This is a genomic window from Arthrobacter sp. TJ-58 (genome assembly GCF_058269295.1).
This window is the reverse complement of record NZ_JBZCNM010000002.1, coordinates 759,612-784,585: the sequence shown is the minus strand read 5'-3', so window position 1 is coordinate 784,585 and position 24,974 is coordinate 759,612. Positions and strand designations below refer to the sequence as shown.

Annotated in this window: 23 protein-coding genes and 1 tRNA gene; 9 read left to right on the top strand and 15 right to left on the bottom strand. The window is 66.1% G+C overall.

The features are described from left to right. Positions 1 to 10: 10 nt before the first annotated feature. The 3 genes from AC4D2W_RS09860 to AC4D2W_RS09850 all read left to right on the top strand — a co-directional run bounded on the left by AC4D2W_RS09860 (position 11) and on the right by AC4D2W_RS09850 (position 2,585). A complete protein-coding gene (locus AC4D2W_RS09860) occupies positions 11 to 877 on the top strand; it encodes an FAD:protein FMN transferase (protein WP_490926701.1) in 867 nt (288 codons plus the stop codon). After that, positions 874 to 2,430 (top strand): FAD-dependent oxidoreductase, encoded by a 1,557-nt coding sequence (locus AC4D2W_RS09855; protein ID WP_490926700.1) that lies wholly within the window; start codon positions 874 to 876, stop codon positions 2,428 to 2,430. Before AC4D2W_RS09860 ends, AC4D2W_RS09855 begins: the two co-directional genes overlap by 4 nt. Before the next feature lie 82 nt (positions 2,431 to 2,512). Further along, a tRNA-Arg gene (locus AC4D2W_RS09850) sits at positions 2,513 to 2,585 on the top strand. 78 nt (positions 2,586 to 2,663) lie between these two features. Here AC4D2W_RS09850 and AC4D2W_RS09845 read toward each other — a convergent pair. From AC4D2W_RS09845 to AC4D2W_RS09830, 4 genes are all read right to left on the bottom strand, one after another. Next, positions 2,664 to 3,359, bottom strand: coding sequence for a M23 family metallopeptidase (locus tag AC4D2W_RS09845; RefSeq protein WP_490926699.1), 696 nt, complete (start codon positions 3,357 to 3,359; stop codon positions 2,664 to 2,666). A gap of 64 nt (positions 3,360 to 3,423) precedes the next feature. Beyond that, entirely contained in the window at positions 3,424 to 4,617 is a 1,194-nt protein-coding gene (locus AC4D2W_RS09840) for an ABC transporter permease (protein ID WP_490926698.1), read from the bottom strand. Continuing rightward, positions 4,614 to 5,369 (bottom strand): ABC transporter ATP-binding protein, encoded by a 756-nt coding sequence (locus AC4D2W_RS09835; protein ID WP_490926697.1) that lies wholly within the window; start codon positions 5,367 to 5,369, stop codon positions 4,614 to 4,616. The genes AC4D2W_RS09840 and AC4D2W_RS09835 overlap by 4 nt, the downstream gene beginning before the upstream one ends. After that, positions 5,366 to 6,535 carry an efflux RND transporter periplasmic adaptor subunit gene (locus tag AC4D2W_RS09830; protein WP_490926827.1) on the bottom strand — a complete coding sequence of 390 codons (1,170 nt, stop codon included), beginning with the start codon at positions 6,533 to 6,535 and terminating at the stop codon, positions 5,366 to 5,368. The genes AC4D2W_RS09835 and AC4D2W_RS09830 overlap by 4 nt, the downstream gene beginning before the upstream one ends. A 260-nt stretch (positions 6,536 to 6,795) precedes the next feature. Here AC4D2W_RS09830 and AC4D2W_RS09825 point away from each other — a divergent pair, with 260 nt between their 5' ends. Then, on the top strand, positions 6,796 to 7,419 hold the full coding sequence (locus AC4D2W_RS09825; protein ID WP_490926696.1) for a TetR/AcrR family transcriptional regulator: 624 nt from the start codon (positions 6,796 to 6,798) through the stop codon (positions 7,417 to 7,419). Further along, entirely contained in the window at positions 7,416 to 8,390 is a 975-nt protein-coding gene (locus AC4D2W_RS09820) for an NADPH:quinone oxidoreductase family protein (RefSeq protein WP_490926695.1), read from the top strand. Before AC4D2W_RS09825 ends, AC4D2W_RS09820 begins: the two co-directional genes overlap by 4 nt. A gap of 33 nt (positions 8,391 to 8,423) precedes the next feature. Here AC4D2W_RS09820 and AC4D2W_RS09815 read toward each other — a convergent pair whose 3' ends face one another. The 3 genes from AC4D2W_RS09815 to AC4D2W_RS09805 form a co-directional block, all read right to left on the bottom strand. Beyond that, the gene (locus AC4D2W_RS09815; RefSeq protein WP_490926694.1) at positions 8,424 to 8,876 is read right to left on the bottom strand and encodes a MaoC family dehydratase; all 453 of its coding nucleotides are present in this window, start codon (positions 8,874 to 8,876) and stop codon (positions 8,424 to 8,426) included. Between the two features lie 2 nt (positions 8,877 to 8,878). Then, entirely contained in the window at positions 8,879 to 9,652 is a 774-nt protein-coding gene (fabG, locus tag AC4D2W_RS09810) for a 3-oxoacyl-ACP reductase FabG (RefSeq protein WP_490926693.1), read from the bottom strand. 129 nt (positions 9,653 to 9,781) lie between these two features. Next, positions 9,782 to 10,384 (bottom strand): DinB family protein, encoded by a 603-nt coding sequence (locus tag AC4D2W_RS09805; RefSeq protein ID WP_490926692.1) that lies wholly within the window; start codon positions 10,382 to 10,384, stop codon positions 9,782 to 9,784. Between the two features lie 107 nt (positions 10,385 to 10,491). Here AC4D2W_RS09805 and AC4D2W_RS09800 point away from each other — a divergent pair, with 107 nt between their 5' ends. The 3 genes from AC4D2W_RS09800 to AC4D2W_RS09790 all read left to right on the top strand — a co-directional run bounded on the left by AC4D2W_RS09800 (position 10,492) and on the right by AC4D2W_RS09790 (position 16,557). Then, complete coding sequence (locus AC4D2W_RS09800) at positions 10,492 to 11,490, top strand: helix-turn-helix transcriptional regulator (RefSeq protein ID WP_490926691.1); 999 nt, start codon at positions 10,492 to 10,494, stop codon at positions 11,488 to 11,490. Positions 11,491 to 11,503: 13 nt separating this feature from the next. After that, positions 11,504 to 15,439: an ATP-dependent RNA helicase HrpA gene (hrpA, locus tag AC4D2W_RS09795; RefSeq protein WP_490926690.1), complete on the top strand. Its 3,936-nt coding sequence runs from the start codon at positions 11,504 to 11,506 to the stop codon at positions 15,437 to 15,439. 110 nt (positions 15,440 to 15,549) lie between these two features. Further along, on the top strand, positions 15,550 to 16,557 hold the full coding sequence (locus tag AC4D2W_RS09790; RefSeq protein ID WP_490926689.1) for a phosphotransferase family protein: 1,008 nt from the start codon (positions 15,550 to 15,552) through the stop codon (positions 16,555 to 16,557). Positions 16,558 to 16,581: 24 nt separating this feature from the next. Here AC4D2W_RS09790 and AC4D2W_RS09785 read toward each other — a convergent pair whose 3' ends face one another. The 3 genes from AC4D2W_RS09785 to AC4D2W_RS09775 all read right to left on the bottom strand — a co-directional run bounded on the left by AC4D2W_RS09785 (position 16,582) and on the right by AC4D2W_RS09775 (position 18,671). After that, on the bottom strand, positions 16,582 to 17,010 hold the full coding sequence (locus tag AC4D2W_RS09785; protein WP_490926826.1) for an HIT family protein: 429 nt from the start codon (positions 17,008 to 17,010) through the stop codon (positions 16,582 to 16,584). Between the two features lie 132 nt (positions 17,011 to 17,142). Beyond that, on the bottom strand, positions 17,143 to 18,015 hold the full coding sequence (locus AC4D2W_RS09780; protein ID WP_490926688.1) for a sulfurtransferase: 873 nt from the start codon (positions 18,013 to 18,015) through the stop codon (positions 17,143 to 17,145). Continuing rightward, entirely contained in the window at positions 18,012 to 18,671 is a 660-nt protein-coding gene (locus AC4D2W_RS09775; protein WP_490926687.1) for an MBL fold metallo-hydrolase, read from the bottom strand. The genes AC4D2W_RS09780 and AC4D2W_RS09775 overlap by 4 nt, the downstream gene beginning before the upstream one ends. A gap of 196 nt (positions 18,672 to 18,867) precedes the next feature. Between AC4D2W_RS09775 and AC4D2W_RS09770 the strand changes: the two genes are divergently transcribed. After that, positions 18,868 to 19,290 (top strand): Fur family transcriptional regulator, encoded by a 423-nt coding sequence (locus AC4D2W_RS09770; RefSeq protein WP_490926686.1) that lies wholly within the window; start codon positions 18,868 to 18,870, stop codon positions 19,288 to 19,290. Positions 19,291 to 19,311: 21 nt separating this feature from the next. Here the strand turns inward: AC4D2W_RS09770 and AC4D2W_RS09765 are convergent, their stop codons facing one another. The 5 genes from AC4D2W_RS09765 to AC4D2W_RS09745 all read right to left on the bottom strand — a co-directional run bounded on the left by AC4D2W_RS09765 (position 19,312) and on the right by AC4D2W_RS09745 (position 24,663). Then, positions 19,312 to 20,184 (bottom strand): metal ABC transporter permease, encoded by an 873-nt coding sequence (locus tag AC4D2W_RS09765; protein WP_490926685.1) that lies wholly within the window; start codon positions 20,182 to 20,184, stop codon positions 19,312 to 19,314. Next, a complete protein-coding gene (locus AC4D2W_RS09760; protein ID WP_490926684.1) occupies positions 20,171 to 20,986 on the bottom strand; it encodes a metal ABC transporter ATP-binding protein in 816 nt (271 codons plus the stop codon). The genes AC4D2W_RS09765 and AC4D2W_RS09760 overlap by 14 nt, the downstream gene beginning before the upstream one ends. Beyond that, the gene (locus AC4D2W_RS09755) at positions 20,983 to 22,005 is read right to left on the bottom strand and encodes a metal ABC transporter solute-binding protein, Zn/Mn family (RefSeq protein ID WP_490926683.1); all 1,023 of its coding nucleotides are present in this window, start codon (positions 22,003 to 22,005) and stop codon (positions 20,983 to 20,985) included. Before AC4D2W_RS09755 ends, AC4D2W_RS09760 begins: the two co-directional genes overlap by 4 nt. A 130-nt stretch (positions 22,006 to 22,135) precedes the next feature. Further along, entirely contained in the window at positions 22,136 to 23,206 is a 1,071-nt protein-coding gene (locus tag AC4D2W_RS09750; protein WP_490926682.1) for a hemolysin family protein, read from the bottom strand. Then, on the bottom strand, positions 23,203 to 24,663 hold the full coding sequence (locus tag AC4D2W_RS09745; protein ID WP_490926681.1) for a hemolysin family protein: 1,461 nt from the start codon (positions 24,661 to 24,663) through the stop codon (positions 23,203 to 23,205). The genes AC4D2W_RS09750 and AC4D2W_RS09745 overlap by 4 nt, the downstream gene beginning before the upstream one ends. Positions 24,664 to 24,974: the final 311 nt, after the last annotated feature.

Below are 24,974 nucleotides of genomic sequence, written 5' to 3'. Positions count from 1 at the left end.
CGGCCCCGCCATGCCGGATTTCACGTTCGACGCCATCGGCACGGCCTGGACCGTCAGCACTGCTGAACCGCTGACGGGTCCGCAGCGGACAGCCGTACTGGAACTGGTGGCTTCCTATGACGGCATCTACTCGCGTTTCCGGCAGGACTCGGTCATTTCCGCACTGGCGGCGGCGCCCGGCACCGTGGACCTGCCCCGCTCCGCCGCGCCGCTGCTCAGCCTCTTTGACACGCTCCACCGGCTCAGCGGCGGAGCCGTTAATCCTCTGGTGGGCCGCTCGCTGGAGCAGCTCGGCTACGACGCGGCGTACTCGTTTTCCTCCGCGGGACCCTCCCCCGCACCGGAGTGGCCGGCTGCAGCATCATGGCAGGCGCTCGGGGACCGGACCGTGCTGAGCACCACGGTGCCGGTGACCCTGGATATAGGTGCAGCGGGCAAGGGGCAACTGGTTGACCTGGTCTTTGCGCTGCTGCGCGGGGCCGGGCACCGGGAGCTGACCGTGGATGCGGGCTCTGACCTGCGCCATGCCGGATCCGATCCCCTGCGGATAGCGCTGGAGCATCCGTATGACCCGGCCCGCGCCATCGGCGTCGTTCCCCTGCAGGGCCGGGCCCTGTGTGCCTCCGCCGCAAACCGCCGGCAGTGGGGTGACGGGCTGCACCACATTGTGAACGCGCTGACCGGCCGCTCCGTGAATTCGGTGGCGGCCACCTGGGTGCTGGCCGATGACGCGATGACCGCCGACGGCCTGGCCACCGCCCTGTTTTTCACCGACCCCGGCACCCTTGCCGAAGACTTCGCCTTTGACTATGTGCGGATGTTCTCGGACGGGCGGGCCACCTTCTCACCTTTCATGGCTGGAGTCCTGTTTTCATGAGCGTTTCCCTGTCCGCCTCAACCCGCCGGCTGGACGCCCTGACCGGACGCTGGACCATGTACCGGATCACCGTTTTCCTGCTGCTGGCCCTGACGGCGTGGTCTTTTGTGCTGTCCGCCGCCGGACTGCTGTTCTACACCCCGGCAGAGCTCGCTGCCACGGCCGCCACCGCCGTCGTCGCCTCGCTGGTGGCCAGCCGCGTCATGGGGCTGCTGTTCCGCACCCGCCCGCAAACGGATTCCTCGCTGATCACCGGGCTGCTCCTGTTCTTCCTGTTCTGGCCCACCACCGAAGGCTCCCAGCTGCTGACCGTGGCGCTCGCCGCCGGGGCTGCGACGGCATCAAAGTACCTGCTGGTCTGGCGCGGACGGCACATCTTCAATCCCGCGGCCTTCGGTGCCGCGCTGCTGGCCGTCACCGGCCTGAACAGCGCTGTCTGGTGGGTGGCGGCACCGCTGATGCTGGTGGTCGTCCTGCCCGCCGCCGCCCTGATCCTGTACCGCAACCGCCTGCTGCCCATGGCCGGAGTGTTCCTGCTGGCCTCGGGCGCCATCATCATTGCGCGGTTCCTGGCCGGCGGGGAACCGCTGACAACGGCGCTGGCCACCCTGTTTGCCTCCTATCCGGTGCTGTTCTTCGCCGGCTTCATGTTGTCCGAGCCGCTGACCCTGCCGCCTCGGCGCTGGCAGCGGCTGCTCGAGGCCGCCGTCGTCGGCGTCCTGTTCGCCGTCCCGCTGAACCTGGGCCCGGTCTACATGTCCCCGGAACTGGCCCTGCTTCTCGGGAACCTGCTGGCCTTTGCCCTGGCACCGCGTGCAGGTATCCGGCTGCGGCTGCGGGAAAACCGGGCCCTGACGCCCACCGCGCGGGAACTGGTGTTTGAACCGCAGCGTCCGCTGAAGTTCCAGCCCGGACAATATGTGGAGCTGAGCCTGCCCCACGCCACCCCCGACGGGCGCGGCACCCGCAGGATTTTCAGCCTCACCACAGCGCCGGAGCAGCCGGAAACCGTGGCCGTGGGACTGCGGGTGTCCGATCCGTCCAGCTCGTTCAAAACCGCCCTGCTCAAGCTGAAGCCCGGAGCCGTGATCACCGGAACCTCGGTGGCCGGAGATTTCCTGCTTCCCCGGAACCCCGGGGTCCCGCTGCTGTTCATCGCCTCCGGGGTGGGTGTTACTCCGTTCATCAGCCAGCTGCGGTCCCTGGCCGCCGGAAGTCCGGGCGGTTCCGGCGGTACTGCGGACGGACTGCCGGGACGGGATGTGGTGCTGGTTTATGCGGCCTCTTCCGTGGATGAGCTGGCCTATGCTGCCGAACTGCACCGGATGGGCGTCCGTGTCCTGGTCTGCACTCCGGCGGACCCGCAGATCACCGGATGGACCTGGCTGGGACCGGGGCTGCCGGATGCGCAGGTGCTGGCCCGGGCGGTTCCGGATATTGCGCAGCGCGCTGCTTACGTCTCCGGGTCTCCGTCTGCCGTTGCCGCAGCGCGCGCCGCGGTTCGCGGAGCCGGCGGCCGAACCGTTAAGACGGATGCCTTTCTGGGATATTGATTTTGGCCACGTTTTCACACCGCGCGCCGGACCTGCTAAGCTTCTTGAGTCCCACAGGACCTGCCGGTTTACCGGCGTCCTTGCCCTCGTAGCTCAGGGGATAGAGCGGTTGCCTCCGGAGCAACAGGCCGTAGGTTCGAATCCTATCGAGGGCACTTTGGAACACAGAAGAACCCCGCACTGGTTGCGGGGTTCTTCTGTGTTCGGGGTCAGGCTCCAGTCAAACGCCGGGATCAGGTGCCGGCTCCAAGGGCGGCCACGGTTGCGCCCTCATCCGGTACGGTGTTTTCCCGCAGCACAAAGCTGTTCCCCCTCGCAGGTTTCTCCAGGAAGCGGCGGAAACGCAGCGGCAGGCCCCGTGCAGTCCAGGGATCAATTCCGTCCATGGCCTGCACATGCACGTGCGGCTGCGTGGAGTTTCCCGAATTGCCGCAGGATCCAATCCGCTCACCCTGCACAACGCCCTGGCCGACAGCAACAGTGACAGAGCCGGCCTGCAGGTGCATGACTCCCACCACCGGCGTACCGCCCGGCGGAGCCAACAGGACATAGTTTCCCGCGACGGCACCGATCCCGCTGCGAAGCCTGCCCGCCTGCCCCAGTATGTAGGACACCAGGGCAATCTGGGACCGGCGCGCTTCGTGGTCGGTTTCGCCTTCATGGACCGCCGCCACCTGCCCGCTGACGGGAGCCAGGACAGGACGGCCGTACGCAAAGAAAAGCTCGGGCGGCTCGGTGGCAAGGACGGTCCGCCAGCTGACCCCGGGAGCACAGGCGCCGCCGTCGTCCACCCCCACAAAATCTATGGCGTAAGTGGTCGCCAGCAGGTGGGTTCCGTGGCTGGGGACACGGCGGCGCGGGCTGTTCTCCACCCTCCACGTTCCGGTAAACGGAAGCGATATTTCCACGGGTTCAGGGTCCGGGTTCATGGTTCGCCCCTTGGGATTGGTTCTTCCCATTATGGGTTGACGGGCCAGCGCCGGGACCCTGGTTTTAGTACCGGATGGCGTCGATGACTTTCACCCGCACCGCCACCAGTGCAGGTATCAGTCCGGCCAGCGCGCCCACCGCTGTGGCCGCGCCGAGGCCGATCAGTGCAGCTTCCAGCGGAAACGGCGGCAGCTCCGTCAGCCCGGAGGCAACCGTGCGCTGGACGATCGGCAGCTTGACCACGGCCACCGCGGCCATGACGCCCAGCACGCCGGCAACAAACGTGGCCACCACCGACTCCAGCATGACGCCAAAGAAGATCCGCCCCGACGTCGCCCCGAAGCTGCGCCGAATGCCGATTTCCCGCACCCGGTACTTCACCGTCACCATGGAGATGTTCAGCAGCCCGACTGCGCCCAGCAGCATGACCAGCCCGGCGATTCCGGCCACCGCCCACTGCAGCCCGCCAAAGGGATCTCCCCAAGCGGCGTAGTCGCTCCGGTTCGCGTCAACCTGCATGCCGGGAAACTGCGCCGTCAGGTCCGCGGAGATCGACGCCGCCAGGGCTTCGCTCAGTTCCTCGGGCACCCAGAGTTCCAGGCTCGGATTTGCGGCTTCCAGTCCGAGCCGGTCATAGGCTTCGGAGAGCATGATCGCCTGGGGGTATTCCCCCTCGTAGCGGTCCCGGTTGACGCCAACCACCACCGCGGTGGTTTCCCCGCCCCGGGAGATCGGGAGCACGGGGTGGGAACCCAGGTCCGGGCTCCCCAGGCTGGCATAGAACGCTTCATTGATGACGACGGCGGGTGCCAGCCGCTGGGCGTCAGCGGGGGTAAACCACGATCCCTCGGCCATGGGCACCCGGCGCATCACGTCGTAATCGGAGTCCACCACCATCGTCTGGGTCTGGGTGACTCCGCCGGGCAGCTGAAACGGCACCATTGTCGAATAGATCAGGGAGGAATACTCCACGGCGTAGCGTTCGGGCAGCTCCCGGTAGGCCGCCGTGACCAGCTCGGGATCCGGGTTGGATCCATCGGCCGAGAACATCATCACAGACAGCGTTGCAGGCCGGCCGGACTGGGCTTCGCTGCCCTGGGCGATCGATTCGCGGACCATGTTTCCCAGCCCCACCACCGTGGTGAGGGCAGCGACGGACAGGGCGACGCCGATCAGCGCCAGCAGGATCCGGGTCTTATGGATCCTCAGTTCCGCCCAGGCCTCGACCAGCGTGCCGACTATCCCCGAAAGGCTCATGCCGCCACCTGCAATCCGGGTTCCAGCTGCCCGTCCTGCAGCAGGAAGTGTCGGTGGGCCAGGGCCGCGACGTTGGGATCATGGGTGATGGTGACCAGGGCGGCACCGGATTCGGCGGCCACCTCGGCGAGCAGGTCCATGACGTATTGGCCGGTGGCGATGTCCAGTGCGCCTGTGGGCTCATCGGCCAGGATGAGCTGCGGCGAGCGCACCAGGGCCCGTGCAATGGCAACCCGCTGCTGCTCTCCGCCGGACAGCTTGGACGGCCGGTCCTGGGTCCGGTCCCCCAGCCCTACCCGGTCCAGCATTGCTGCCGCGAGACGCTCCCGCTGCCAGAACTGCCGGCCGCGGGCATAGAGCAGCGGAGTCATAACGTTTTCCAGCGTCGTGCGTTCGGCCAGCAAATTGAACTGCTGGAAGATGAATCCCACTGCGGCTCCCCGCGCCTGCGCCCGGCGTTTCTCACTCATCTGGTCCACCGGCTCCCCCGCGAAGGTCATTGACCCGGAGGTGGGGACGTCCAGCAGCCCCAGAATATTCAGGAGCGTTGATTTTCCCGACCCCGAACGGCCCACAATCGACAGATGCTCCCCCGGATAAACGGCGAGGTCCACACCGGTCAGGATCTGCAGGGTGCCGTGATCCGGCAGCGACACTGAACGGGTGACCTGCGACAGCGCTGCCAGGGGTTCCGGCTGCCCGTCAAAATCGGCTTCGGCAACAGCTGCGCCGGTGAGTTCACCGAAGGTCATCCGCCCACCATTCCGGGCATGCCGTACATCTGTCCTTCGTCTGTGGGAGCAGGAGCACCGGGAACAAACTGAAGCACCATTTCCCCCTCGGCCAGGCCGGAGGTGATTTCCACCGTTTGACCGTCGTTCAGGCCCAGGGCCACTTCCCGTTCCACGGCACCCGCGGCTGACTGCAGTTCTCCGGCAGAGGCAGCTTCCGGTCCTGCGGCCGGGTCGATGTCGGCCGCCCCGTCGGCACCGCTTGCGCCGTCCGGCATTACCCAGACGACGCCGGTCTGGACCGATCCCCGGACCGCCGTCGTCGGAACCGTAATCACGTTTTCGGCCTGGCCTGCGGAAATGTCGATGGTGGCGCCCAGCCCGGCAAAGACGGCTGTTTCCTTTGGTACGGCGCAGCTCACGCTGCCCGCCGCCGTGGCGTCCGCAGCCGGGGGTCCTGCCGGTCCCATGGCCTGGGCGGAAATTCCGGTCTGGGCGGCGGGTGTCTTGCCCATGGTGACGTTGCTGCAGGGGAAGGGTGCAGGTCCGCCGTTGACCGTCACCATGGCAGTGTTCGCCCGGGAAAAGATGCGGAACTGCTGATCCGAGGTGAGTGTTCCGGAGACCGAGAAGGTGCCGGGATCAATCGAAGCAACCTCGGTGCCCACTGACAGCTGCTGTTTCACAAGCACCGACAGCTCGGCGACCGTGCCGTTCGAGGTCGCGACCACATCGGTGTAGGTGTAGGCCGGGGGTGCGGCGGCGGGAGGTGCTGCCGGTTCGTCGTCTTCGGCGCGGTCATCCGAAGGAACGACGGCGGCGGTTTCCGGCTCCGGCTCCGCGAGGGTCTTGACCTGGAAGAGCGGCGTCCCCTTGGCGACGGTCTCCCCTGCGTCCACGTAAATGAAGTCCACGGTCCCGTCGCTCGTGCTCTTGACCGTGACGGCGGGGTCGCTCACCACCGAACCCGGAACAGAGACAAGGTTGGTGACGGTTCCCAAGGCCGCGGGAACCAGCGGAGTACTGATCCGGGCGCTCGGCTGCTCAGAGCCGGCAGCGGCGTCGGCCTGCATCCCGTCCAGGAAGGCAAGCTTGAAAAGAGCCGCAGCCATCACGGCAAAAATCACCAGCCACAGCGTTGGAAAGACATAGCGGCGCACAATCATCGGTTCCCCCGTCGAAGTCATCACCCGGGGCAGTGTTCAGCACCGATTGAAACGGGACGCTACCAGCGCACAGCGGATCTGCAGGGCAAGACACGACCGGTGAAATACTCGAAGGCACCGAAACGCCATTCGGGGCAGGCCCTTCCGGATACTGCTGTTTGCGGTTTTCCGCCGAACCTCTTGCGCGGAGCGGGCCGGTCAGCGGTATGGTGAGCCGCATACCAACCGGTCGGTTCCTCTCCGGAGCCTTTCGGACGGGTACCTCCGAAGACTCCGACACTATGAGAAACACGGAACGCCGACGCATGAAAACCATGAACATCAAAGAGGAACTGGCCCGCGTTTCCGTGGACCTCTTTGCCGCCCAAGGCTATGCCAACACCAGCGTGCAGCAGATTGTCGACGCCGCGGGGGTCACCAAGGGTGCGCTCTACCATTACTTCAATTCGAAGGATGATCTCCTCTTCGATATTTATGACCGCCTCCTCACCCTGCAGCAGCGCAACCTCGAAGAGATCGCAGGCCGGGACCTTCCGCTGGAAGAGACCGTCCGGACAGTCTGCGAGGACGTCATCATTACTTCCATCGAGTGGATCCGTGAAGGTGCCGTTTTCTTCCGGTCCCAGCACATGCTCAGCCCCGACCGGATGGAAGAGGTGAAGACCCGCCGCCGCCGGTACAACGAGGTGTTTGCAGCACTGATCACCCGCGGCCGGGCCGAGGGCATTTTCCGCAGCGACATCCCCACCGCCGTCCTCGTAGCCAACTTCTTCGCCAACCCTCACTACCTCTCGTACTGGTACCAGCCGCACGGAGCCCTGACCAAACAGCAGGTCGCCAAACATTTAACCGACCTCTACCTCGCCGGACTGCGGCCCGCAGCACCTGAAGGAGCAGCACAATGAAAGCCTGGAACGTCGTCACCCTTGCCGAGCCCCGGGAAGCGCTGCAGCTCACCGAGCAGCCCTCCCCCGTGCCCGTGCCCGGCTCCCTGGTATTGAAGACCCGCGCCGTGGCCCTGAACTTCCCCGATGTGCTGCTGTGCCGCGGGGAATACCAGGAGAAGCCGGAGCTGCCCTTCGTTCCCGGCATTGAACTGTGCGGCACCGTCACGGGAATCGGCGACGGCGTCACGGGCTTCCGCCTCGGGGACCGCGTCAGTGCCACCCATCTGGGCGTCATGGCCGAAGAGGTGGTGGTTCCCGCCGATTCAGCTTTTCCGGCCCCGGAGCCGCTGTCCGACGCCGAGGCCGCCGCGCTGTGCATCGGATACCAGACCGGGTACTTCGGGCTGCACCGGCGGGCACGGATCTCACCCGGTGAAACGCTGCTGGTCCACGCGGCAGCCGGTGGTGTGGGCACGGCTGCCGTGCAGCTGGGCAAGGCCGCCGGAGCCACCGTGATCGGAGTGGTGGGCAATGAAGCCAAACGCCAGGTCGCAGAGAAGGCCGGAGCGGACATTGTGGTCAACCGGACCACCGAAGACTTCGTCGAGGTGGTCAAGGAAGCCACCGGCGGACGCGGCGCCGACGTCGTCTACGACCCGGTGGGCGGTGAAACCTTTGAGCGCTCCACCCGCTGCATCGCCTTTGAGGGGCGGATTGTCGTCGTCGGGTTTGCCGGCGGCACCCTGCAGACCGCCCGTATGAACCACGCCCTGGTCAAGAATTATTCGCTCCTGGGACTGCACTGGGCGCTCTACACCAAGAAGGCTCCGGAGCTGGTTGCCGAAGTCCATGAACAGCTCACCCTCCTGGCCGGCAAGGGGCTGATCCGCCCGGTGGTCACCGAAACCGTCCCGTTCAGCGACGCACCTGACGCTATCCAGCGCCTGGGCGACGGCCGGACCGTAGGGCGGGTGGTGCTGACCCTTTAGCGACGGGACCTGGAACCGGACAGGACGGTGCTGCTAGGCCAGCACGTACAGGGTGATCCAGTCGGCAACCACGGCAGGCTTTTGGGCCCCTTCCAGTTCGATCGTGACCCCGGTGACAACGCGGATGCCCTGGGCCGTGGTTGCGACCTTGGCCAGCTCGGAGACCAGCCGGACCCGGCTGTTCACGGGCACCGGGTGGGGAAACCGCACGCGGTCCAGTCCGTAGTTGATGCCCATGACAGTTCCGTCCAGACTTACCCGGTCCGCGGCCAGCGCCGGCAGCAGCGAGAGGACCAGGAATCCGTGCGCAATGGGAGCGCCGAACGGCCCTGCAGCGGCCCGTTCGGGATCAGTGTGGATCCACTGCTGGTCATCGGTGGCATCGGCAAACCGGCGAATCCGGTCCTGGTCGATCGTGATCCATCCGCTGGTTTCCCGCTGGCCCACGGCCGCTTCCAGCTCCTGCACCGAAGTAAAGTGCGCCATGGCTAGGCCCTCGGTCCGCCGGCTACGTACAACACCTGTCCGGAAATAAAAGAGGCTTCCTCCCTGATGAAGAAGGACGCCGCCGCGGCGATGTCCGCCGGCTTTCCGGCCCGGCCCACCGGGATTTCCGCCACGGCGTGCTGAACAAAGTCCTCGAACGGCACTCCGACCCGTTCCGCCGTTGCCCGGGTCATGTCGGTTTCGATGAAGCCCGGCGCAATGGCGTTGACGGTCACGTTGTACCGGCCCAGCTCGATGGCAAGGGTCTTGGTGAAGCCCTGCAGCCCCGCTTTGGCCGCGGCGTAGTTGGCCTGGCCGCGGTTGCCCAGCGCCGACGTACTGGAGAGGTTCACGATGCGCCCCCATTTCTGACGCACCTGGTGCGCCTGGACTGCCCGGCTCATCAGGAAGGCTCCGCGCAGGTGGACGCCCATGACGGCGTCCCAGTCGGTATCCGTCATCTTGAACAGCAGGTTGTCGCGCAGGATGCCCGCGTTGTTGACCAGGATGGTCGGCGCGCCGAGTTCCTCCGCGATCCGGGACACTGCTGATTCCACGGCGCCGGCATCCGACACATCCGCGCCCACGCCCACGGCCTTGCCGCCGGAGTTGTTGATGGCGTCCACCGTGGCCGCTGTGTCCTCTTCCCGCAGGTCGATGACTCCAACGCGGTGGCCGTCGGCGGCGAGCCGCGCGGCAATGGCCGCACCGATGCCGCGTCCGGCACCGGTGACGACGGCGGTGCGCTGTTCAGCGGGCGTCTGGGACTCTGTCATGTCTCTCCCTCAGAAGTGTGCTGCGTCATATCGTGAGCTGAGCGTACCGACCGGGCGGTACGGACGCAACGCATTCACTTCTTCTCCACCCTGCTCCCAAGCCTCGTGCCATGGCGTCTTCAGTAACCGCTAAGCCGGCCCGCGGTGCGCATAGAGATCCCGCAGCAGCGCCACCTCGGCAAGGTGGTGGATCATCTCGCGGTGGATGTGCAGAACCAGTTCCGCCATCGGCGCCTGCGCCCGTGCTCCCTCCGCTTCGCCCGCCGGAGCGGCGAGCGCAGCTTCATCCAGCGCTGGGACCGACCCGATCCAGGTCCCGTAATACTCATCCAGCCGATCCAGGGCTTCGGCCGCCGTGCCGGGATAGTCAAAGCTCTCATAGCTGACCGCCGGCCCGCCGAAATGAAAAGCGTTGCGGGTACCCAGCACACCCACCAGGATGTGCCCGATCCGCCAGGCAATGGTGGTCACCGGTGCCGGCACCGGCTCCGGATACTCAAAGTCGATGGTGAAATTCCCGCTCCCGCCCTGCATCCCGGCGGTTCCTGTTCCCCGCGGCCGGACGTTCCAGGCCTCCGGCACGGGTTCCCAGAAGTATTCGTCATCGGTCAGTCCCTGCAGCCGCGGCCGGGCCTGGTTTTCCCAGTGCCACTGCATCTGATCCGTCAGCAGCCGCGGAATGTCCAGCGGCCCCGCCCCGACTCCAGTGGATTTCTCCTGCTCGCGTTCCATGAATTCCGCCGTCCTTGGTTGTTGTGGGCTTTCGGACCTTTTTCCGTTTCTCACCCTAAAAACTGTTGCGGACAGCTTGTGTCCGCATACGGGAGTACTTTGGGATCATGTTGGAAACGTCCGCGAGACTGCTGCACCTGCTGTCGCTGCTGCAGATGAGACGCGAATGGACCGGAGCTGCGCTGGCGGACCGCATGACCGTCACCGAGCGCACGGTCCGGCGCGACATCAGCAAGCTGCGCAGCCTGGGCTATCCCATCTCGGCGTCCCCGGGCATCGCCGGGGGTTATCAGCTGGGATCCGGCGCCCAGCTTCCGCCCCTGCTGCTGGACGACGACGAAGCGCTCGCCGTCGCGCTCGGGCTGACCGCCGTCGCCACCGGACCGGTGTCCGGGATCGGCGAGGCATCGGTTCGTGCCCTGGCCAAACTCGAGCAGGTGCTGCCGGGACGCCTGCGGCCCAAGTTTTCCGCCCTGCGCCAGTCCGTCAGCGTTCTGGGCGGCAGTGCCGCCACTGTGGATCCGCAGACCCTGACCGCCCTGTCCGGCGCCATTGCCGAGAAGCGGGTGGTCGCATTCCGGTACACCGCGGCGGGAGCAGCACAGGGACGGCGTCTGGTGGAGCCGTACAAGCTCGTCAGCACCGGCCGGCGCTGGTACCTCGCGGCCTGGGACCTGGAGCGCCAGGACTGGCGGACCTTTCGGATGGACCGCTGCCAGAGCATCCCCTCCATCCGTGAGCGCTTCTTTCCCCGCCCCCTGCCCGCCAAGGACATGGCTGCCTACGTCCAGGACTCCATTACGCGCTTTCCCTACCGGTACGACGTCGTCCTGCGGCTGGCCGCTCCCCTGGCTGAGCTGCGGGACCGGATACCGCCGGAGGCAGCCGCCCTGGAAGCCGACGGCCCGGAGCACACCATCCTGCGCGGGGGCTGGGATTCCCTGGATCTTCCGCTGATGCGCCTCGCCGGGTTGAACGTTGAATTTGAGATCCTGGCTCCGGCGGAAATGCGGGACCGGGCAAGGGCCGCGGCGGCTCTGCTTCAGCGGGCCGCCGATGTCCAGCCCTCGGCGGAATACGGAAAAGCCGAAGACTCCAGCCATTAGACTGGAAGCAATCATGGCACTGACTATTTCTTACCCCGCCCAGCTGCCCGTTTCGGAGCGCCGCGAAGACATCATGGCGGCCATTGCCGCCAACCAGGTGACGATCATCGCGGGCGAAACCGGTTCCGGCAAAACCACCCAGATCCCCAAGATGTGCCTGGAACTCGGGCTGGCGGAGAAGGGTCTGATCGGACACACCCAGCCGCGGCGGCTGGCCGCACGCACGGTGGCCGAGCGCATCGCGGAGGAGCTCGACGTCGAGCTCGGCGCGGAGGTGGGCTACCAGGTGCGCTTCACCGGCGAAACCAGCCGGCAGACCAAGGTCAAGCTGATGACCGACGGCATCCTGCTGGCCGAAATCCAGCACGACCGCAAGCTCAAGAAATACAGCACCATCATCATTGATGAGGCCCATGAGCGCAGCCTGAACATCGACTTCATCCTGGGCTACCTGCGCAGGCTCCTGCCGGAACGGCCGGACCTGAAGGTCATCATCACCTCGGCCACCATTGATCCGGAACGCTTTGCCGAGCACTTTGCGGCCGACGGCAAGCCGGCCCCCATCATCGAAGTTTCCGGGCGGACCTTCCCCGTGGAAATCCGTTACCGTCCGCTGAACCAGCCGGCCGACGGCGGATCGGACGACGAAGAAATCGACGATGAGCTGGAAGAAGACCGCGACCCGGTGGACGCAGTCTGCGACGCCGTCGAGGAACTCTCCCGCGAAGCTCCCGGAGACATCCTGATCTTCTTCTCCGGCGAGCGCGAAATCCGCGACGCCGCCGACGCCCTGCGCTCCTCCGTGCAGCGCGTGCCCCGCCTGGCCAACACGGAGATCCTGCCGCTGTACGCCCGGCTCTCCCTGGCGGACCAGCACAAGGTCTTCCACCCCGGCAAGCACCGGCGGATTATCCTGGCCACCAACGTTGCCGAGACCTCGCTGACCGTGCCGGGCATCAAATACGTCATCGACACCGGCACCGCGCGCATCTCCCGGTACTCGCACCGCACCAAAGTCCAGCGCCTGCCGATCGAGCGCATCTCCCAGGCCTCCGCCAACCAGCGCTCGGGCCGCTGCGGCCGTGTCTCGGACGGCATCGCCATCCGCCTGTACTCGCAGGAGGACTTTGAGGCCCGTCCTGAGTTCACGGACCCCGAGATCCTGCGCACCAACCTTGCCGCCGTCATCCTGCAGATGTCCGCCATGGGTGTGGCCAAGGGGCCCAAGGACGTGGCGGACTTCCCGTTCGTCCAGCCCCCGGATTCCAAGGCCATCAACGACGGCGCCACCCTGCTGAAGGAACTTGGCGCCCTGCAGCCAGCCGGCGGCATCACCCCCGTGGGCCGCAAGCTTTCCCAGCTGCCGGTTGACCCCCGGCTGGGCCGGATGATCGTGGAAGCCGGAGCCCGGGGCTGCGCCAAGGAAGTCATGGTGCTCACCGCAGCGCTGACCATCCAGGATCCGCGTGAACGCCCTTCGAAGGACGACGCCGCACGCGCCCAGAAGGCAGCCGAACTGCACAAGCGGTTCGTGGATGAGAACTCGGACTTCACCGGATACCTGAACCTCTGGCGCTACCTGCAGGACAAACAGAAGGAACTCTCGTCGTCGGCCTTCCGCCGCCTCTGCAAAAACGAGTTCCTCAACTATCTGCGTATCCGGGAGTGGCAGGACCTTTTTGCGCAGCTGCGCCAGATCGCCAAGCCGCTGGGCATCACGCTCTCCCCCGGCCCGGTGGACCCGGTGGCCCTCGACAAAGAGATCCACATGAGCCTGCTCGCGGGCCTGCTCAGCCATATTGGCCTCTACGACCAGCGCAAGCGCGAGTACACCGGTGCGCGCGGCACCCGCTTTGCGGTCTTCCCGGGCTCGGCCCTGTTCAAGAAGTCCCCGGACTGGGTGATGGCCGCCGAACTGGTGGAAACCTCCCGGCTGTGGGCGCGGGTGGCGGCCAAGTTCGACCCCCTGTGGGTCGAGGAAGTGGCTCCGCATCTGATCAAACGCTCCTACAGCGAACCGCACTGGTCCAAGAGCCGCGGCTCGGTGATGGCGTATGAGAAGGTCACCCTCTACGGTGTCCCGGTCATCCCGCAGCGCAGCATCAACTACGGCCGGGTGGACCCCGAGCTGTCCCGTGAAATGTTCATCCGCCACGCCCTGGTGGAGGGTGACTGGCGCACTCACCACAAGTTCTTCCACCGCAACCAGGCGCTGCTCGCCGAGGTGGAGGAACTGGAAAACCGGGTCCGGCGCCGCGGCCTGCGCGTTGATGACGAGACACTGTTCGAGTTCTACGACGAGCGCGTGGGCAAGGATGTGGTCTCCGAACGTCACTTCGACAAGTGGTGGAAGAGTGCCCGGCATGAAAATCCGGCCCTGCTGGACTTTGATCCCGATGCGCTTCGCACCGACGACGCCGCCGGCCTGGATGAGAATGATTTCCCGAAGAGCTTCCGCTACGGCGACTTTGACCTGCCTCTGTCCTATGAGTTCTCCCCGGGCGTTGCCGGAGCCGGCGACGGCGTCAGCGTGGAGGTCCCGGTCCTGTTCCTCAACCAGCTGGATCCCGAACCGTTCAAGTGGCAGATTCCGGGGCTCCGCGCCGAGCTCATCACGGCGCTGATCAAGTCCCTGCCCAAGGCCGTCCGGAAGAACTTCATTCCGGCGCCGGACGTGGCACGGGCCGCCGCAGCTGCCCTGGCCGCTGACTTCGATCCAGCCTCGGACGCTCTGGAACCCTCCCTGGAACTGGCCCTGCGCCGGCTCAAGGGCCACATCATTCCGCCCGGCTCCTGGAACTGGGACGCCGTTCCCGAACACCTTCGCATGAGCTTCTGCGTGGTGGACGGCTCCGGCAAGGTCCTGGACGAAGGCAAGGACCTGGCCGCGCTGCAGGAATCCCTGGCCCCTGCCACCCGGCGCGCCATTGCCGAATCCCTCGGCGCCACACCCAAAACCGTGACGCCCAAGATTGCCGGCAAGCGCGGAGGCAAGTCCTCCAACCCGGGCACAAACGCCGGTCCGGGGCAGCGCTCCGGTGCGGCGTCGTCGGACGCGGTTTCCTCCGGGCCCTCGATGGCCGAACAGTCCGGGCTGACCGAGTGGAGCGTGGGCACCATCGAGAAGCAGGTGCAGCGGCTCGTGGCCGGACACACGGTCACCGGGTACCCGGCCCTCGTGGACGAAGGCAAAACTGCCGGCCTGAGGATGTTCCAGAGCGCCGGGGACCAGGCAGTCGCCATGCGCGGCGGCGTTATCCGGCTGCTGGTGCTGCGTGTTCCGAGCCCGGCCAAGTACGTGCTGGAGCACCTGAGCAATACCGAAAAGCTGACCTTCAGCCAGAATCCGCACGGTTCGGTGGCCGCCCTGATCGAGGACTGCACCCTGGCCGCTGTGGACAAGCTGACGCCTGAGGCACTGCCCTGGACCCGGGCAGAGTTCGATGAGCTCTACGAAAAGGTCCGGGCCGAGCTGATTGACACCGTCTTCACGGTGACCGCCACGGTGGAGAAAATCCTGTCCAGCACCCGGCGGATCACCAAGGCGCTCAAGGGAACCCAGTCGCTGGCCCTGATCAGCGCCCTGAACGACATCCGCGCCCAGCTGGATTCCCTGGTCTACCCCGGGTTCGTGGCCCGCACCGGGTACGCGCGGCTCACCCACCTGCCGCGTTATCTGGCGGGTATTGAGCGCCGGCTCGAGAAACTGCCCACCAATGTGCAGCGCGACGCCCAGCAGATGGCCGTGATCCAGGCCCTGGAGGACGACTACGACGACGCCGTTGCCGCCCTGCTGCCCGGCGCCGGAACCCCGCCGGCACTGACGGAGGTCCGCTGGATGATCGAGGAACTGCGGATCAGCTTCTTCGCGCAGGAACTGGGCACGGTGCGCTCTGTCTCGGAAAAGCGGATCCGTACGGCCTTGAACGCAGCCCTGGCTCCGTCTTAGGCCCCGAATCCCTCCGGTTTGGGAAATCCCTGCGCCGGCAAACCGGAGGGATTTCCCAAACCGGAGCAGAATTCCCGGGCGACGGCGGATCGCTCAACTAGGCTGATCCGATGCCGCACCCAACGCAGAACCGCGTCCCCGTCCCGGATTACCGCCGGACCGCAAACCGCCGCACCTTTTCCGAGCTGCCCGACGCCCTGCGGGAGCGGTTGTCCGCCCACGCCGGCGGACGCATCGTCTCGGTCCGCAGCGCGGGCGGCGGGTTCACTAACGGCTTCGCCGCCGTACTGGGCAGCGACACGGGCGTACAGGTTTTCGCCAAGGCGGCACCGGCCTCGGATTCGGTCATTTACCCGGCCTATGAGCGCGAGTCCCGGGTTGTCCCCCTCCTGCCCGAGGGAATGCCCGTACCCCGCCTGCACCTCGCGGAGCACCACGTGGTGGACGGCGTGGACTGGCAGCTGCTGGTCTATGAGGCGGTGGAGGGCCGGATGCCGGGACAGCCGTGGAACGAAGCCGACCTGGCCGCAGTGGAGAGCGCCTGCGTTAGAGCTGCTGAGCGCCTTTCAGGCTTCCCTGCGGCGCTGGCCGGGGACCCGCTGGCCGAGGATATGGCGCAGGTTCCCTCCCAGTTTGCGCCGATCATCGACGGCGGCCCCAGCCCATGGTTCCTGCCGGAGCTGGAGGCCGGTCAGGCCCGCCTGTTCCAGGCCTCACTGGATTTGTGTCCGGAGGCCCTGGCCGGGGACGCCGTCCTGCACGGAGATCTGCGGCCGGACAACATCCTGATCAGCTCCGGCAGGGCGCTCATTTGCGACTGGAATTTCCTGGGCACCGGTGCAGCGTGGACGGACTGGGTGGGGGTGCTCCCCTATGCCCGCGGCGGCGGGCTCGACGCCGATGCCTGGCTGCGGCGCTCGCGGCTCACCCGGGAGGTGCCGGCGGAATACATCGACGCCTGGCTGGCAGCACTGCTGAACTACATGATCAACTCGGGCACCTCCCCGGAGGTCCCGGCAAGCCCGCATCTGCGCAGCCATGGCCGCTACACCGCTGAGCTCATTTGGGACTGGGCAATCAGCCGGCAGGCCGGCAGGGACGGGTTGCCCCGCCCCTGAGCGGCACCCAGCGGAACGCAGCAGCTAAGCCTCCGGCACAAACTCCCCGTGTCCGGCATCGCGCAGCGCCTGGCGCAGCTTTTCCGCGTTGGCGTCCATGCGCTCGGGATCCGGGTTGGAATCGGCCCGGCTGAAGTCGAAGTCCTGCAGCGAATTGGTTGGCCACACGTGCAGGTGCAGATGATCGACTTCAAACCCGGCAATGCTCAGCCCGGCACGCTCGGAACCAAACGCGGCAATCTGCGCGGAACCGATGGCCTGCGCAACGGCGGTCAGCTTCTGCAGCAGATCCGCGGGGGCGTCAGTCCATTTGTCGACCTCCAGGCGGGGCACCACCAGGGTGTGGCCGTCGCTCAGCGGGCCGATGCTCAGGAACGCCGCCACGTCGTCGTCCTTCCAGACAAAGCGTCCGGGGATTTCGCCGTTGATGATCTTGGTGAACAAAGTGGGCATGGAAGCTCCTTGGACGGGGGAAGTGGACTCAGGCGCGGAGCCGGCGGCTGCGCCTGAGGGAACCTGCGCATCGGCAGGCACCCGCAGGTTCAGCGGCGGGGGTACGGGACGGCCGGTAATCATCCTTAGACGCTATCGCTTTTTCCCTGTGCCGGGCCATTCCCCGGGCTGCGGGCCAACGGCCACCGGTGAGCCTTTGGTGGATGACCACTGCGACCAGGATCCCGGATAAAGCGCCGCCTTGTAGCCGGCAACTTCCAGCGCCACCACGTCATGGGCAGCGCTGACACCGGATCCGCAGTACACCGCCACCGGCGCACCTCCGTGCACGCCCAGGGCTTCATAGGCCGCCCGCAGCTCCTCGGGGGAACGGAAGGTTCCCTCCTCCGTCAGGTTGTCGGCGGCGGGAGCGTTGAAGGCTCCGGGAATGTGTCCGGCCTGCGGATCGATCGGTTCGCGGTCGCCGCGGTAGCGTTCCTTCGCCCGTGCATCCAGCAGCCTTCCGGCTGCCACAACGCCGGGAACATCCCACATTTCCAGGACCGGCATCCGGCCCCAGGCCAGCTCAATGCTGCCTTCGGCAGGCACCACGTCCCCGCCTTCCAGAGCCAGGCCCGCCCGGTGCCAGGCGACGACGCCGCCGTCGAGCACGTAGACAGCGTCCACTCCCGCGTGGCGCAGCAGCCACCAGGCGCGGGCGGCCGAGGTTCCGCCCACGGCGTCATAGGCCACTACGGTGTCCCTGGGGTTGATGCCCCAGCGGCAAGCCGTGCGCTGGAAATCCTCCCGGTCCGGCAAGGGGTGGCGTCCTGCGGAGCCGGTCCCGGACGGCGCTGCCAGGTCCTTTTCCAGATCCACGAACACGGCCCCGGGAATGTGCCCGCGCTGGTACTGCTTGTGCCCGTCGGTATGGCCCAGGGCCCACCGCACGTCCAGCAGGACCACCGATTCATCCGAGGCCAGCAGCTCCTGCAGCCCCGGGACATCGATCACCGGGCCGGTCATACCTGCACCGATTCTCCGCTGTCCAGGTGGCGGAACTGCGTGCCGTACTGCGTACTGAAGCGGCCCACGTGCCCTTCGACCATCGTGCGTCCGGTGTCGTTAAGCAGGGCGTCGTGGATGGGGTAGGCATGCTCGGCTCCCGTCGCGATGACAAAGTCGATCACTTCGCTCATTTTTGACCAGGGTGCGTGCAGCGGCACCAGGACCGTCCGGGCCCGCAGCCCGTGCGGAACCACGAAGGAATCACCGGGGTGGTAGACCCGGCCCTCGATCAGGTAACCGATGTTGGCCACCATCGGAATCAGCGGATGAATCAGGGCATGCTGGCCGCCGAAGGAGGACACCTCGAAACCGGCCACAGTAAAGGTGCTGTCCGGTTCCGCGTCGTGGATCCGGGCAGCAGCATCGCCCTCCGCCTCGCTGCGCAGGGAGGCCGCCAGCGCCGCCGGGGCATGGAGCTCAAGACCGGTATTTTGCTGCAGCTGCGCCAGCACGCGCGTCCGGTCCAGGTGATCGACATGCTCGTGGGTCACCAGGACGGCGGATGCTCCGTCCAGGGCCTCTTCAACTTCGGAGAATGAGCCGGGATCCAGTACCAGGACGCTGCCGTCCCGCTCCAGGCGCACGCATGAATGGGTGTACTTGGTCAGTTTCATAGGGGTCACAGTACCCCGCACACCCGGATTCGTGCCCGTACCGGCAGTGCCGCGGCAGGGGCGTTGCGTCCCCGGTGCGATAATCTGGAAACTGCACCGGCGGCGCCGGACCGGCTGCACAGAATCAGTTGCTGCAAGCCGGGTCCGGGAACAACACTGCCAACCGGCTCCGGCATTACCGTTCCAAGGAGTGAGCATGTCATCCGAGACGTCCCGGCCAGCCAAGCGGGCCCCGGAACAGCGGGTCACACGCCAGCGCCTTGCAGTTGGCAGAACACTGGATGAGCTGGACGATTTTGTCAGCACGCAGGAGCTCTACCGCCTGCTGCATGACCGCGGCGACAGCGTCTCGCTGGCCACCACCTACCGCATCCTGCAGTCCATGGCTGAGGAAAACCAGGTGGATGTACTGCGCAACGGTGACGGCGAGGCGCTGTACCGCCGCTGCGCAGTGGAGCACCACCACCATCACCTGGTGTGCCGCCGCTGCGGTAAGGCCGTGGAGGTGGAGGCCCCGGCCGTTGAGGCCTGGGCCGCCGGGCTCGGTGCGCAGTACGGGTTCACCGATGTTGCCCATACCGTGGAGATTTTCGGGCTTTGTCCCGAATGCAGCGCCTGAGCGTTCAGCGCCGCTGATCGGTTAGGCGGCGACGGCCGCAGCCCTCGCCCGCCCCTTGGTCCGCAGCCGCTTGATCAGCCGGCAGATGAGGTAAATCAGGAACGAGATGGTGGTGATGTACGGGCTGATCGAGATTCGCCCGCCCAGCGCCAGCAGGATTCCGCCCACCGCCGAGGTCACGGCAAACAGCACGCTGAGCAGCACCACCAGCCGCGGCGAGGACGTCACCAGCAAGGCGGCGGCAGACGGCGTGATCAGCAGCGACAGCACCAGCAGGGCTCCCACCACCTGGATGGACAGCGCCACGGAGAGCCCCAGCAGAATCATGAAGACAATGGACAGCACGCGCACCGGAACGCCGCGTGCTTCCGCCAGCTCGGGGTCGGTGCTGGCGAAGGTCAGCGGGCGCCAGATCAGCACCAGCCCGGCCATGACGACGACGGCGGTGCCCGCCAGCAGGTTCAGCTGCACGGTGTCGACGGCGACGATCTGCCCGGTCAGCAGGCCGAATTTGTTGGCCGACCTGCCCTCGTAAAGCCCCAGGAACAGGATGCCCAGACCAAGCCCGAACGGCATGATCACGCCCGTCACGGAGTTGCGGTCCCGGGCCTTGAGCCCCATGACGGCCAGCAGCAGCGCCGCAATGACCGAACCCGCCAGGGAACCGATCACCACGTTGGCGCCGATCAGCAGGGCGAAGGCAGCGCCGGCAAAGGACAGTTCAGCGATGCCGTGCACGGCGAAGGCCAGGTCCCGCATCAGGACAAAAGTTCCGATCAGGCCGCCCACCAGGCCGAGGATTGCTGCCGCCCAGATGGAATTGCTGACCAGCGGGAGAAGCTGCCCGTAGTCGCTGAAGTCAAAGACTGCGGAAAACAAATCACTCAAGTCCATGGTCATCCTCGCTCTCGCCGTGGGCATGGGTGGTCGCGTCGGGGATCCCGAGGACCACAATGCGTCCGTGGCTGCGCAGGACTTCCACGCGGCTTCCGTACATTTCCGAGAGCACGTCCGACCGCAGCACTTCCGACGGCGTTCCGGTACGGAAGGTTCCCCCGGCCAGATACAGCACGCGGTCCACGTAATCGATGACCGGGTTGATCTCATGGGTGACAAAAACAACGGCCGAGTCCTGCTCATGGCAGCGCCGGTCAATCAGTGAGCTGATGGCCTGCTGGTGGTGCAGGTCCAGGGACAGCAGGGGTTCGTCGCACAGGAGGAGATCGGGATCGGTGGCCAGGGCCTGTGCGGCACGCAGCCGCTGGAGTTCGCCGCCGGAGAGCAGGCCCACCGGTTCGTTGGCATACCGGGTGGCACCCACCTGCTCCAGAAGCTCATCCACCCGTTTCCGCACGGGTGCCCGGTGCAGCCGCAGGCCCCACTTGTTGCCGTCGACGCCCAGGCCCACGAGGTCACGTGCGCGCAGCGGGGTTCCGGGACCGAACGCCTTCTGCTGCGGGATGTAGCCGATGTCGCGGCTCCCCCGCCGGGCAGGCACGCCGTTGATCTCCACGGTGCCCTGGGTGAGCTGCTGCAGGCCGAGCAGCACTTTCAGGAAGCTGGTCTTTCCGGAGCCGTTGGGTCCCAGCACAGCCAGGAACTCTCCGGCGTTGATATCCAGGTTCAGTCCGTCCCACAGGGTACGGGACCCGAAGGACAGGCCTGCGTCCCGGATCCGGACCACCGGACCGGTCATCGCAGCACGTCATCAATGGCGGCCACGTTTGCGCCCATCCAGCTCAGGTAGTCCTTCCCGTCGGGAAGGGTCTCGGAGAAGTCCAGCACGGGAACCCCGGCATCCTCGGCGGTCTCGCGGACCGCTTCGGTCTGCGAGGTTGAGGTTTGGGTGTTGTAGGCCAGGAAGGCAATGTCTCCGGACCTCAGCAGATCCTGCATTTCCTTGAGCACCGCAGGAGGAACGTCGGCGCCTTCCTCCACGGCGGAGGTGAAATCCGCAGGAGTGACGTTATGCAGTCCGGCAGCCTCGAACAGGTATTCCGGAACGGGTTCGGTGACAGCCACCTCGCGGTTGCCGGCCACTGCTTTGTCTGCGTCCAGCTCGGCCAGGAGGTCTTCGACACCGCTGTTGAAGGTGGCGGCGTTGTCCCGGTAGCCCTCTGCGTTGTCCGGGTCCAGGGTGGACAGACGTTCGGCTGCGGCTTCGGCCAGCAGTCCCATCGCCGCCGGGCTGTACCAAACGTGCTCGTTGAAGGAACCGTGCGAGTGGCCGCCGTGGTCGTGGTCTTCCTCGTGACCGGCGTCGCCGTCGTCGTGTCCCGCGGCGTCGTCGTGTCCCGCGGCGTCGTCGTGTCCCGCGGCGTCGTCTTCGTGCTCTTCCAGCCCGGAAATCTCCACCGCATTCAGGACATCGGCACTGTCCATTCCCGAATCGGCAACCAGCTGCTCCATGAACGTGTCGTAGCCGCCGCCGTTGAGGACCACAAGATCGGCCTCGGAGACGGCAAGCTTGTCCCGCGCCGTCGCTTCATAGGAATGCGGGTCCTGGCTGGGCCGGTTGATGACGGCGGTGACGCTGACGTTGTCTCCGCCCACCGTCTCCAGGATGTTTCCGTACACATTGGTGGAAGCAACAACGTCCAGCTTCCCTTCCCCGCCTCCGCCGGCGGGGGAATCGGTGTTTCCGGTGCAACCGGTCAGGGCGAGGGCGCCGGCGGCAAGGAGTATGCCGGGCAGGCGAACGGACGGTCGTCGCATAAGTGGTGATATCCCTGTCGCGCGAGGAGGGTTAAAAGAAGGAGGGGAGCTCCGCGAACGGAACTCCCCTCAGCATAACCTAAACGCGAATCATTCGCATCTAAGCTGCGGCCTCAGACTCGCGGAACTCCTATTCGGAGTAGCTTTCCCCCGAACGTCGGAAGCCCTGCGCCTGGGTGGCGTCGCGGATTTCACCGACGAGCTGCTCAATGACGTCCTCCAGGAAGAGTACGCCCCGGGTCTGGTTGTCCGGGCCAAGTACGCGGGCCAGATGGGAACCCGTGCGCTGCATCGTTGCCAATGCATCTTCAATGCCGTCATCCAGCCGCAGGTTGGCCAGGGTGCGGACCTTATTCTCCGTCAGCGGGCGGTCATAGGCGTCAGCGGGAATGGCCATGATGTCCTTCAGATGCATGTAGCCCGTCAGATTACCGTGCTCATCCATCAGCACAAAGCGCGAGAATCCGGTCCGGCCCACGGCCTTTTCGAACTCCGCCGGCGTGGTGTCGGTGCGCAGGGTGACAAGCTCATCCAGCGGAACCATCACGGTTCCGGCGGACTGACCGGAGAATTCCAGCGCTCCGGAAATAACGCCGGAGTCATCGGCCACAAGCCCGTGCTTGGTGGATTCCTCCACGATCGACTGCATCTCCTCCAGTGTGAAGGCAGAGGCGACCTCGTCCTTGGGAGTAATCCCCATGGCGCGCAGCGCGTGGTTGGCCAGCCAGTTCAGGCTGAAGATGACCGGCCGGACCACCCGGGAAATGAAGACCAGGGGCGGCGCCAGGAGCAGCACGGCCCGGTCGGCAACGGAAACCGAAATGTTCTTCGGGACCATCTCGCCAAAGGTCACGTGCAGGAAGGTGACAATCAGCAGTGCCACAAGGAACCCTGCTCCGTCGGCAAACTCCACCGGCAATCCCACGGCTTCCAGCGGTGCGGCCAGGAGGTGGTGGATGGCGGGTTCTGCCACGGAGAGGATCAACAGGGAACAGACCGTGATGCCCAGCTGTGCGCAGGCAAGCATCAGGGACACGTGTTCCATCGCCCAGAGCGTGGTTTTGGCACGTTTGGAGCCGGCATCAGCCAGCGGCTCTATCTGGCTCCGGCGTGCGGACATGACGGCAAACTCGCCGCCCACAAAGAAGGCGTTGCCGATCAGCAGCAGGACCAGCCAGAAAATGCCCATAACATCGGTCATCGCTGGGTCCCCCTGCCGGCGGTGTCCTTCAGGGCGGAGTTCTTCACTGCCGCATCCTTCGATGCGGGATCCTTCGATGCGGCATCCCCGGCAGCGCCCCCGGCGGCATCGGACGTCCGCCCCTTTGGCGCGCTTTCATCGGCAGCCGCCGGATCGTCATCGTTCTCCTGAGGAATGAAACTGACGCGGTCAATGCGCCGTCCGTCCATGCGCTCGACCTCCAGCAGCCCGCCGTCCGTTTCCACGCGGTCGCCCGTTTGGGCAATGCGTCCCAGCTCGGCCATGATGTACCCGCCTACGGTTTCGTAGCCGGATTCATCGGGGATGTGCAGCAGGGGCACCAGACGGGAGACTTCATCGGGACGCATGATGCCCGGGAAGTACCAGGCGCCGGCGGCACTCTGCAGCACGCCGGGCTTGATCTTGTCATGTTCATCCGAGACTTCGCCGACGATTTCCTCCACCAGGTCCTCGAGGGTGGCAACACCGGCGGTTCCGCCCCACTCGTCCAGGACGACCGCGAGCTGCAGGTTTGCGTTCCGCAGTTCCGACAGCAGGCTGTCCAGGTGCACCGTCTCAGGGACCCGCAGGACCTCGCTCATAATGGCTCCTGCCGGCAGGTCTGCCCGGCGGCTGCGCGGCACGGCCACGGCCTTCTTAACGTGGACAACGCCCCTGATGTCATCCGGGGAATCACCCAGCACGGGGAAGCGCGAATAGCCGGTACGCCGGGCTGCCTCAATAACATCGGCAACGGACTGTTCGGAATCGATGGTTTCGAGCCGGATGCGCGGGGTCATGACATCCGCCGCAGTCCGTTCCGCGAAGGAGAACGTGCGGGAAAGGAAGTTTGCCGTCCCCTGGTCCAGGGTTCCCATCTCGGCTGAACGCCGCACCATGGAGGAAAGCTCCGCGGGGGTGCGGGCTCCGGAGACCTCCTCCTTGGCTTCGAGGCCAAAGAGGTTGAGGACCTTGTTGGAGAAACCGTTCAGGACCACGATGGCCGGCTTGAACAGCACGGTGAAGGCCAGCTGCGGACGGGCCAGGGCACGCCCCATCCGGAAGGGCAGCGAGATGGACATGTTCTTGGGGATCAGTTCACCCAGAAGCATGGACAGGAACGTCGCGAGGACCATCGCCGCAACCACGGATACGGAATCCACTGCGACCGGGGGAAGCCCGAGACCTGCCAGCGGTGTTTGCAGCAGCCTGCCCACCGACGGCTCCATGACAAAGCCGGTCAGCAGGGTGGTGACGGTGATGCCCAGCTGGCAGCTGGACAGCTGGGTGGACAGTGAGGTGAGGCAGCGCAGCAGGGGCTCGGCCCCTTTGTCGCCGTTCTCCACGGCACGGCGGACCGTGGGTTGGTCAAGGGCGACCAGCGAGAATTCCACGGCTACGAAGAAACCGGTGCCAAGGATCAGCACCAGGCCGAAGACGAGGTAAAGCCATTCCATCAGGGCCTTCCCCCCAAAGTCCGGGGGTCGCCGGCGTCAATGCGCCTGGCAGGCGGAGGGTGATCAGCAGAGGCCGGACTGGAAGGCTCCGATGCGGCGGCGGGAGTGCTGTGGGTCTGGGTTCGGGCGTGGCCGGCTCTGTGCGTGCGGTCCGCAGCAAGTGCGGACGGGGACGCAGGCCGGCGCCTAGAGAAACTGTCCATGAGATTTTCAGTTTACAGGTTCGGCAATTGCGCGCCACCGTTACCCCTGCAGCTAAACCGGGCGCCGCGCAACGTGCGCGCGTGCAGCGGGTGCGCGGATGCGATAGC

Bases quoted from the DNA above. Each gene is read 5' to 3' on its own strand.
- AC4D2W_RS09860 (WP_490926701.1), top strand. From the start codon at position 11: ATGCCGGATTTCACGTTCGACGCCATCGGCACGGCCTGGACCGTCAGC.
- AC4D2W_RS09745 (WP_490926681.1), bottom strand. From the start codon at position 24,663: ATGGAATGGCTTTACCTCGTCTTCGGCCTGGTGCTGATCCTTGGCACC.
- AC4D2W_RS09815 (WP_490926694.1), bottom strand. From the start codon at position 8,876: ATGGCGCACTTTACTTCGGTGCAGGAGCTGGAAGCGGCCGTGGGCCAG.
- AC4D2W_RS09780 (WP_490926688.1), bottom strand. From the start codon at position 18,015: ATGACCGGCCCGGTGATCGATGTCCCGGGGCTGCAGGAGCTGCTGGCC.
- AC4D2W_RS09800 (WP_490926691.1), top strand. From the start codon at position 10,492: ATGTTGGAAACGTCCGCGAGACTGCTGCACCTGCTGTCGCTGCTGCAG.
- AC4D2W_RS09750 (WP_490926682.1), bottom strand. From the start codon at position 23,206: ATGACCGATGTTATGGGCATTTTCTGGCTGGTCCTGCTGCTGATCGGC.
- hrpA (WP_490926690.1), top strand. From the start codon at position 11,504: ATGGCACTGACTATTTCTTACCCCGCCCAGCTGCCCGTTTCGGAGCGC.
- AC4D2W_RS09835 (WP_490926697.1), bottom strand. From the start codon at position 5,369: ATGACCTTCGGTGAACTCACCGGCGCAGCTGTTGCCGAAGCCGATTTT.
- AC4D2W_RS09790 (WP_490926689.1), top strand. From the start codon at position 15,550: ATGCCGCACCCAACGCAGAACCGCGTCCCCGTCCCGGATTACCGCCGG.
- AC4D2W_RS09775 (WP_490926687.1), bottom strand. From the start codon at position 18,671: ATGAAACTGACCAAGTACACCCATTCATGCGTGCGCCTGGAGCGGGAC.
- AC4D2W_RS09825 (WP_490926696.1), top strand. From the start codon at position 6,796: ATGAGAAACACGGAACGCCGACGCATGAAAACCATGAACATCAAAGAG.
- AC4D2W_RS09830 (WP_490926827.1), bottom strand. From the start codon at position 6,535: ATGACTTCGACGGGGGAACCGATGATTGTGCGCCGCTATGTCTTTCCA.
- AC4D2W_RS09760 (WP_490926684.1), bottom strand. From the start codon at position 20,986: ATGACCGGTCCGGTGGTCCGGATCCGGGACGCAGGCCTGTCCTTCGGG.
- AC4D2W_RS09765 (WP_490926685.1), bottom strand. From the start codon at position 20,184: ATGGACTTGAGTGATTTGTTTTCCGCAGTCTTTGACTTCAGCGACTAC.
- AC4D2W_RS09805 (WP_490926692.1), bottom strand. From the start codon at position 10,384: ATGGAACGCGAGCAGGAGAAATCCACTGGAGTCGGGGCGGGGCCGCTG.
- AC4D2W_RS09770 (WP_490926686.1), top strand. From the start codon at position 18,868: ATGTCATCCGAGACGTCCCGGCCAGCCAAGCGGGCCCCGGAACAGCGG.
- AC4D2W_RS09820 (WP_490926695.1), top strand. From the start codon at position 7,416: ATGAAAGCCTGGAACGTCGTCACCCTTGCCGAGCCCCGGGAAGCGCTG.
- AC4D2W_RS09845 (WP_490926699.1), bottom strand. From the start codon at position 3,359: ATGAACCCGGACCCTGAACCCGTGGAAATATCGCTTCCGTTTACCGGA.
- AC4D2W_RS09785 (WP_490926826.1), bottom strand. From the start codon at position 17,010: ATGCCCACTTTGTTCACCAAGATCATCAACGGCGAAATCCCCGGACGC.
- AC4D2W_RS09755 (WP_490926683.1), bottom strand. From the start codon at position 22,005: ATGCGACGACCGTCCGTTCGCCTGCCCGGCATACTCCTTGCCGCCGGC.
- AC4D2W_RS09840 (WP_490926698.1), bottom strand. From the start codon at position 4,617: ATGAGCCTTTCGGGGATAGTCGGCACGCTGGTCGAGGCCTGGGCGGAA.
- AC4D2W_RS09855 (WP_490926700.1), top strand. From the start codon at position 874: ATGAGCGTTTCCCTGTCCGCCTCAACCCGCCGGCTGGACGCCCTGACC.
- fabG (WP_490926693.1), bottom strand. From the start codon at position 9,652: ATGACAGAGTCCCAGACGCCCGCTGAACAGCGCACCGCCGTCGTCACC.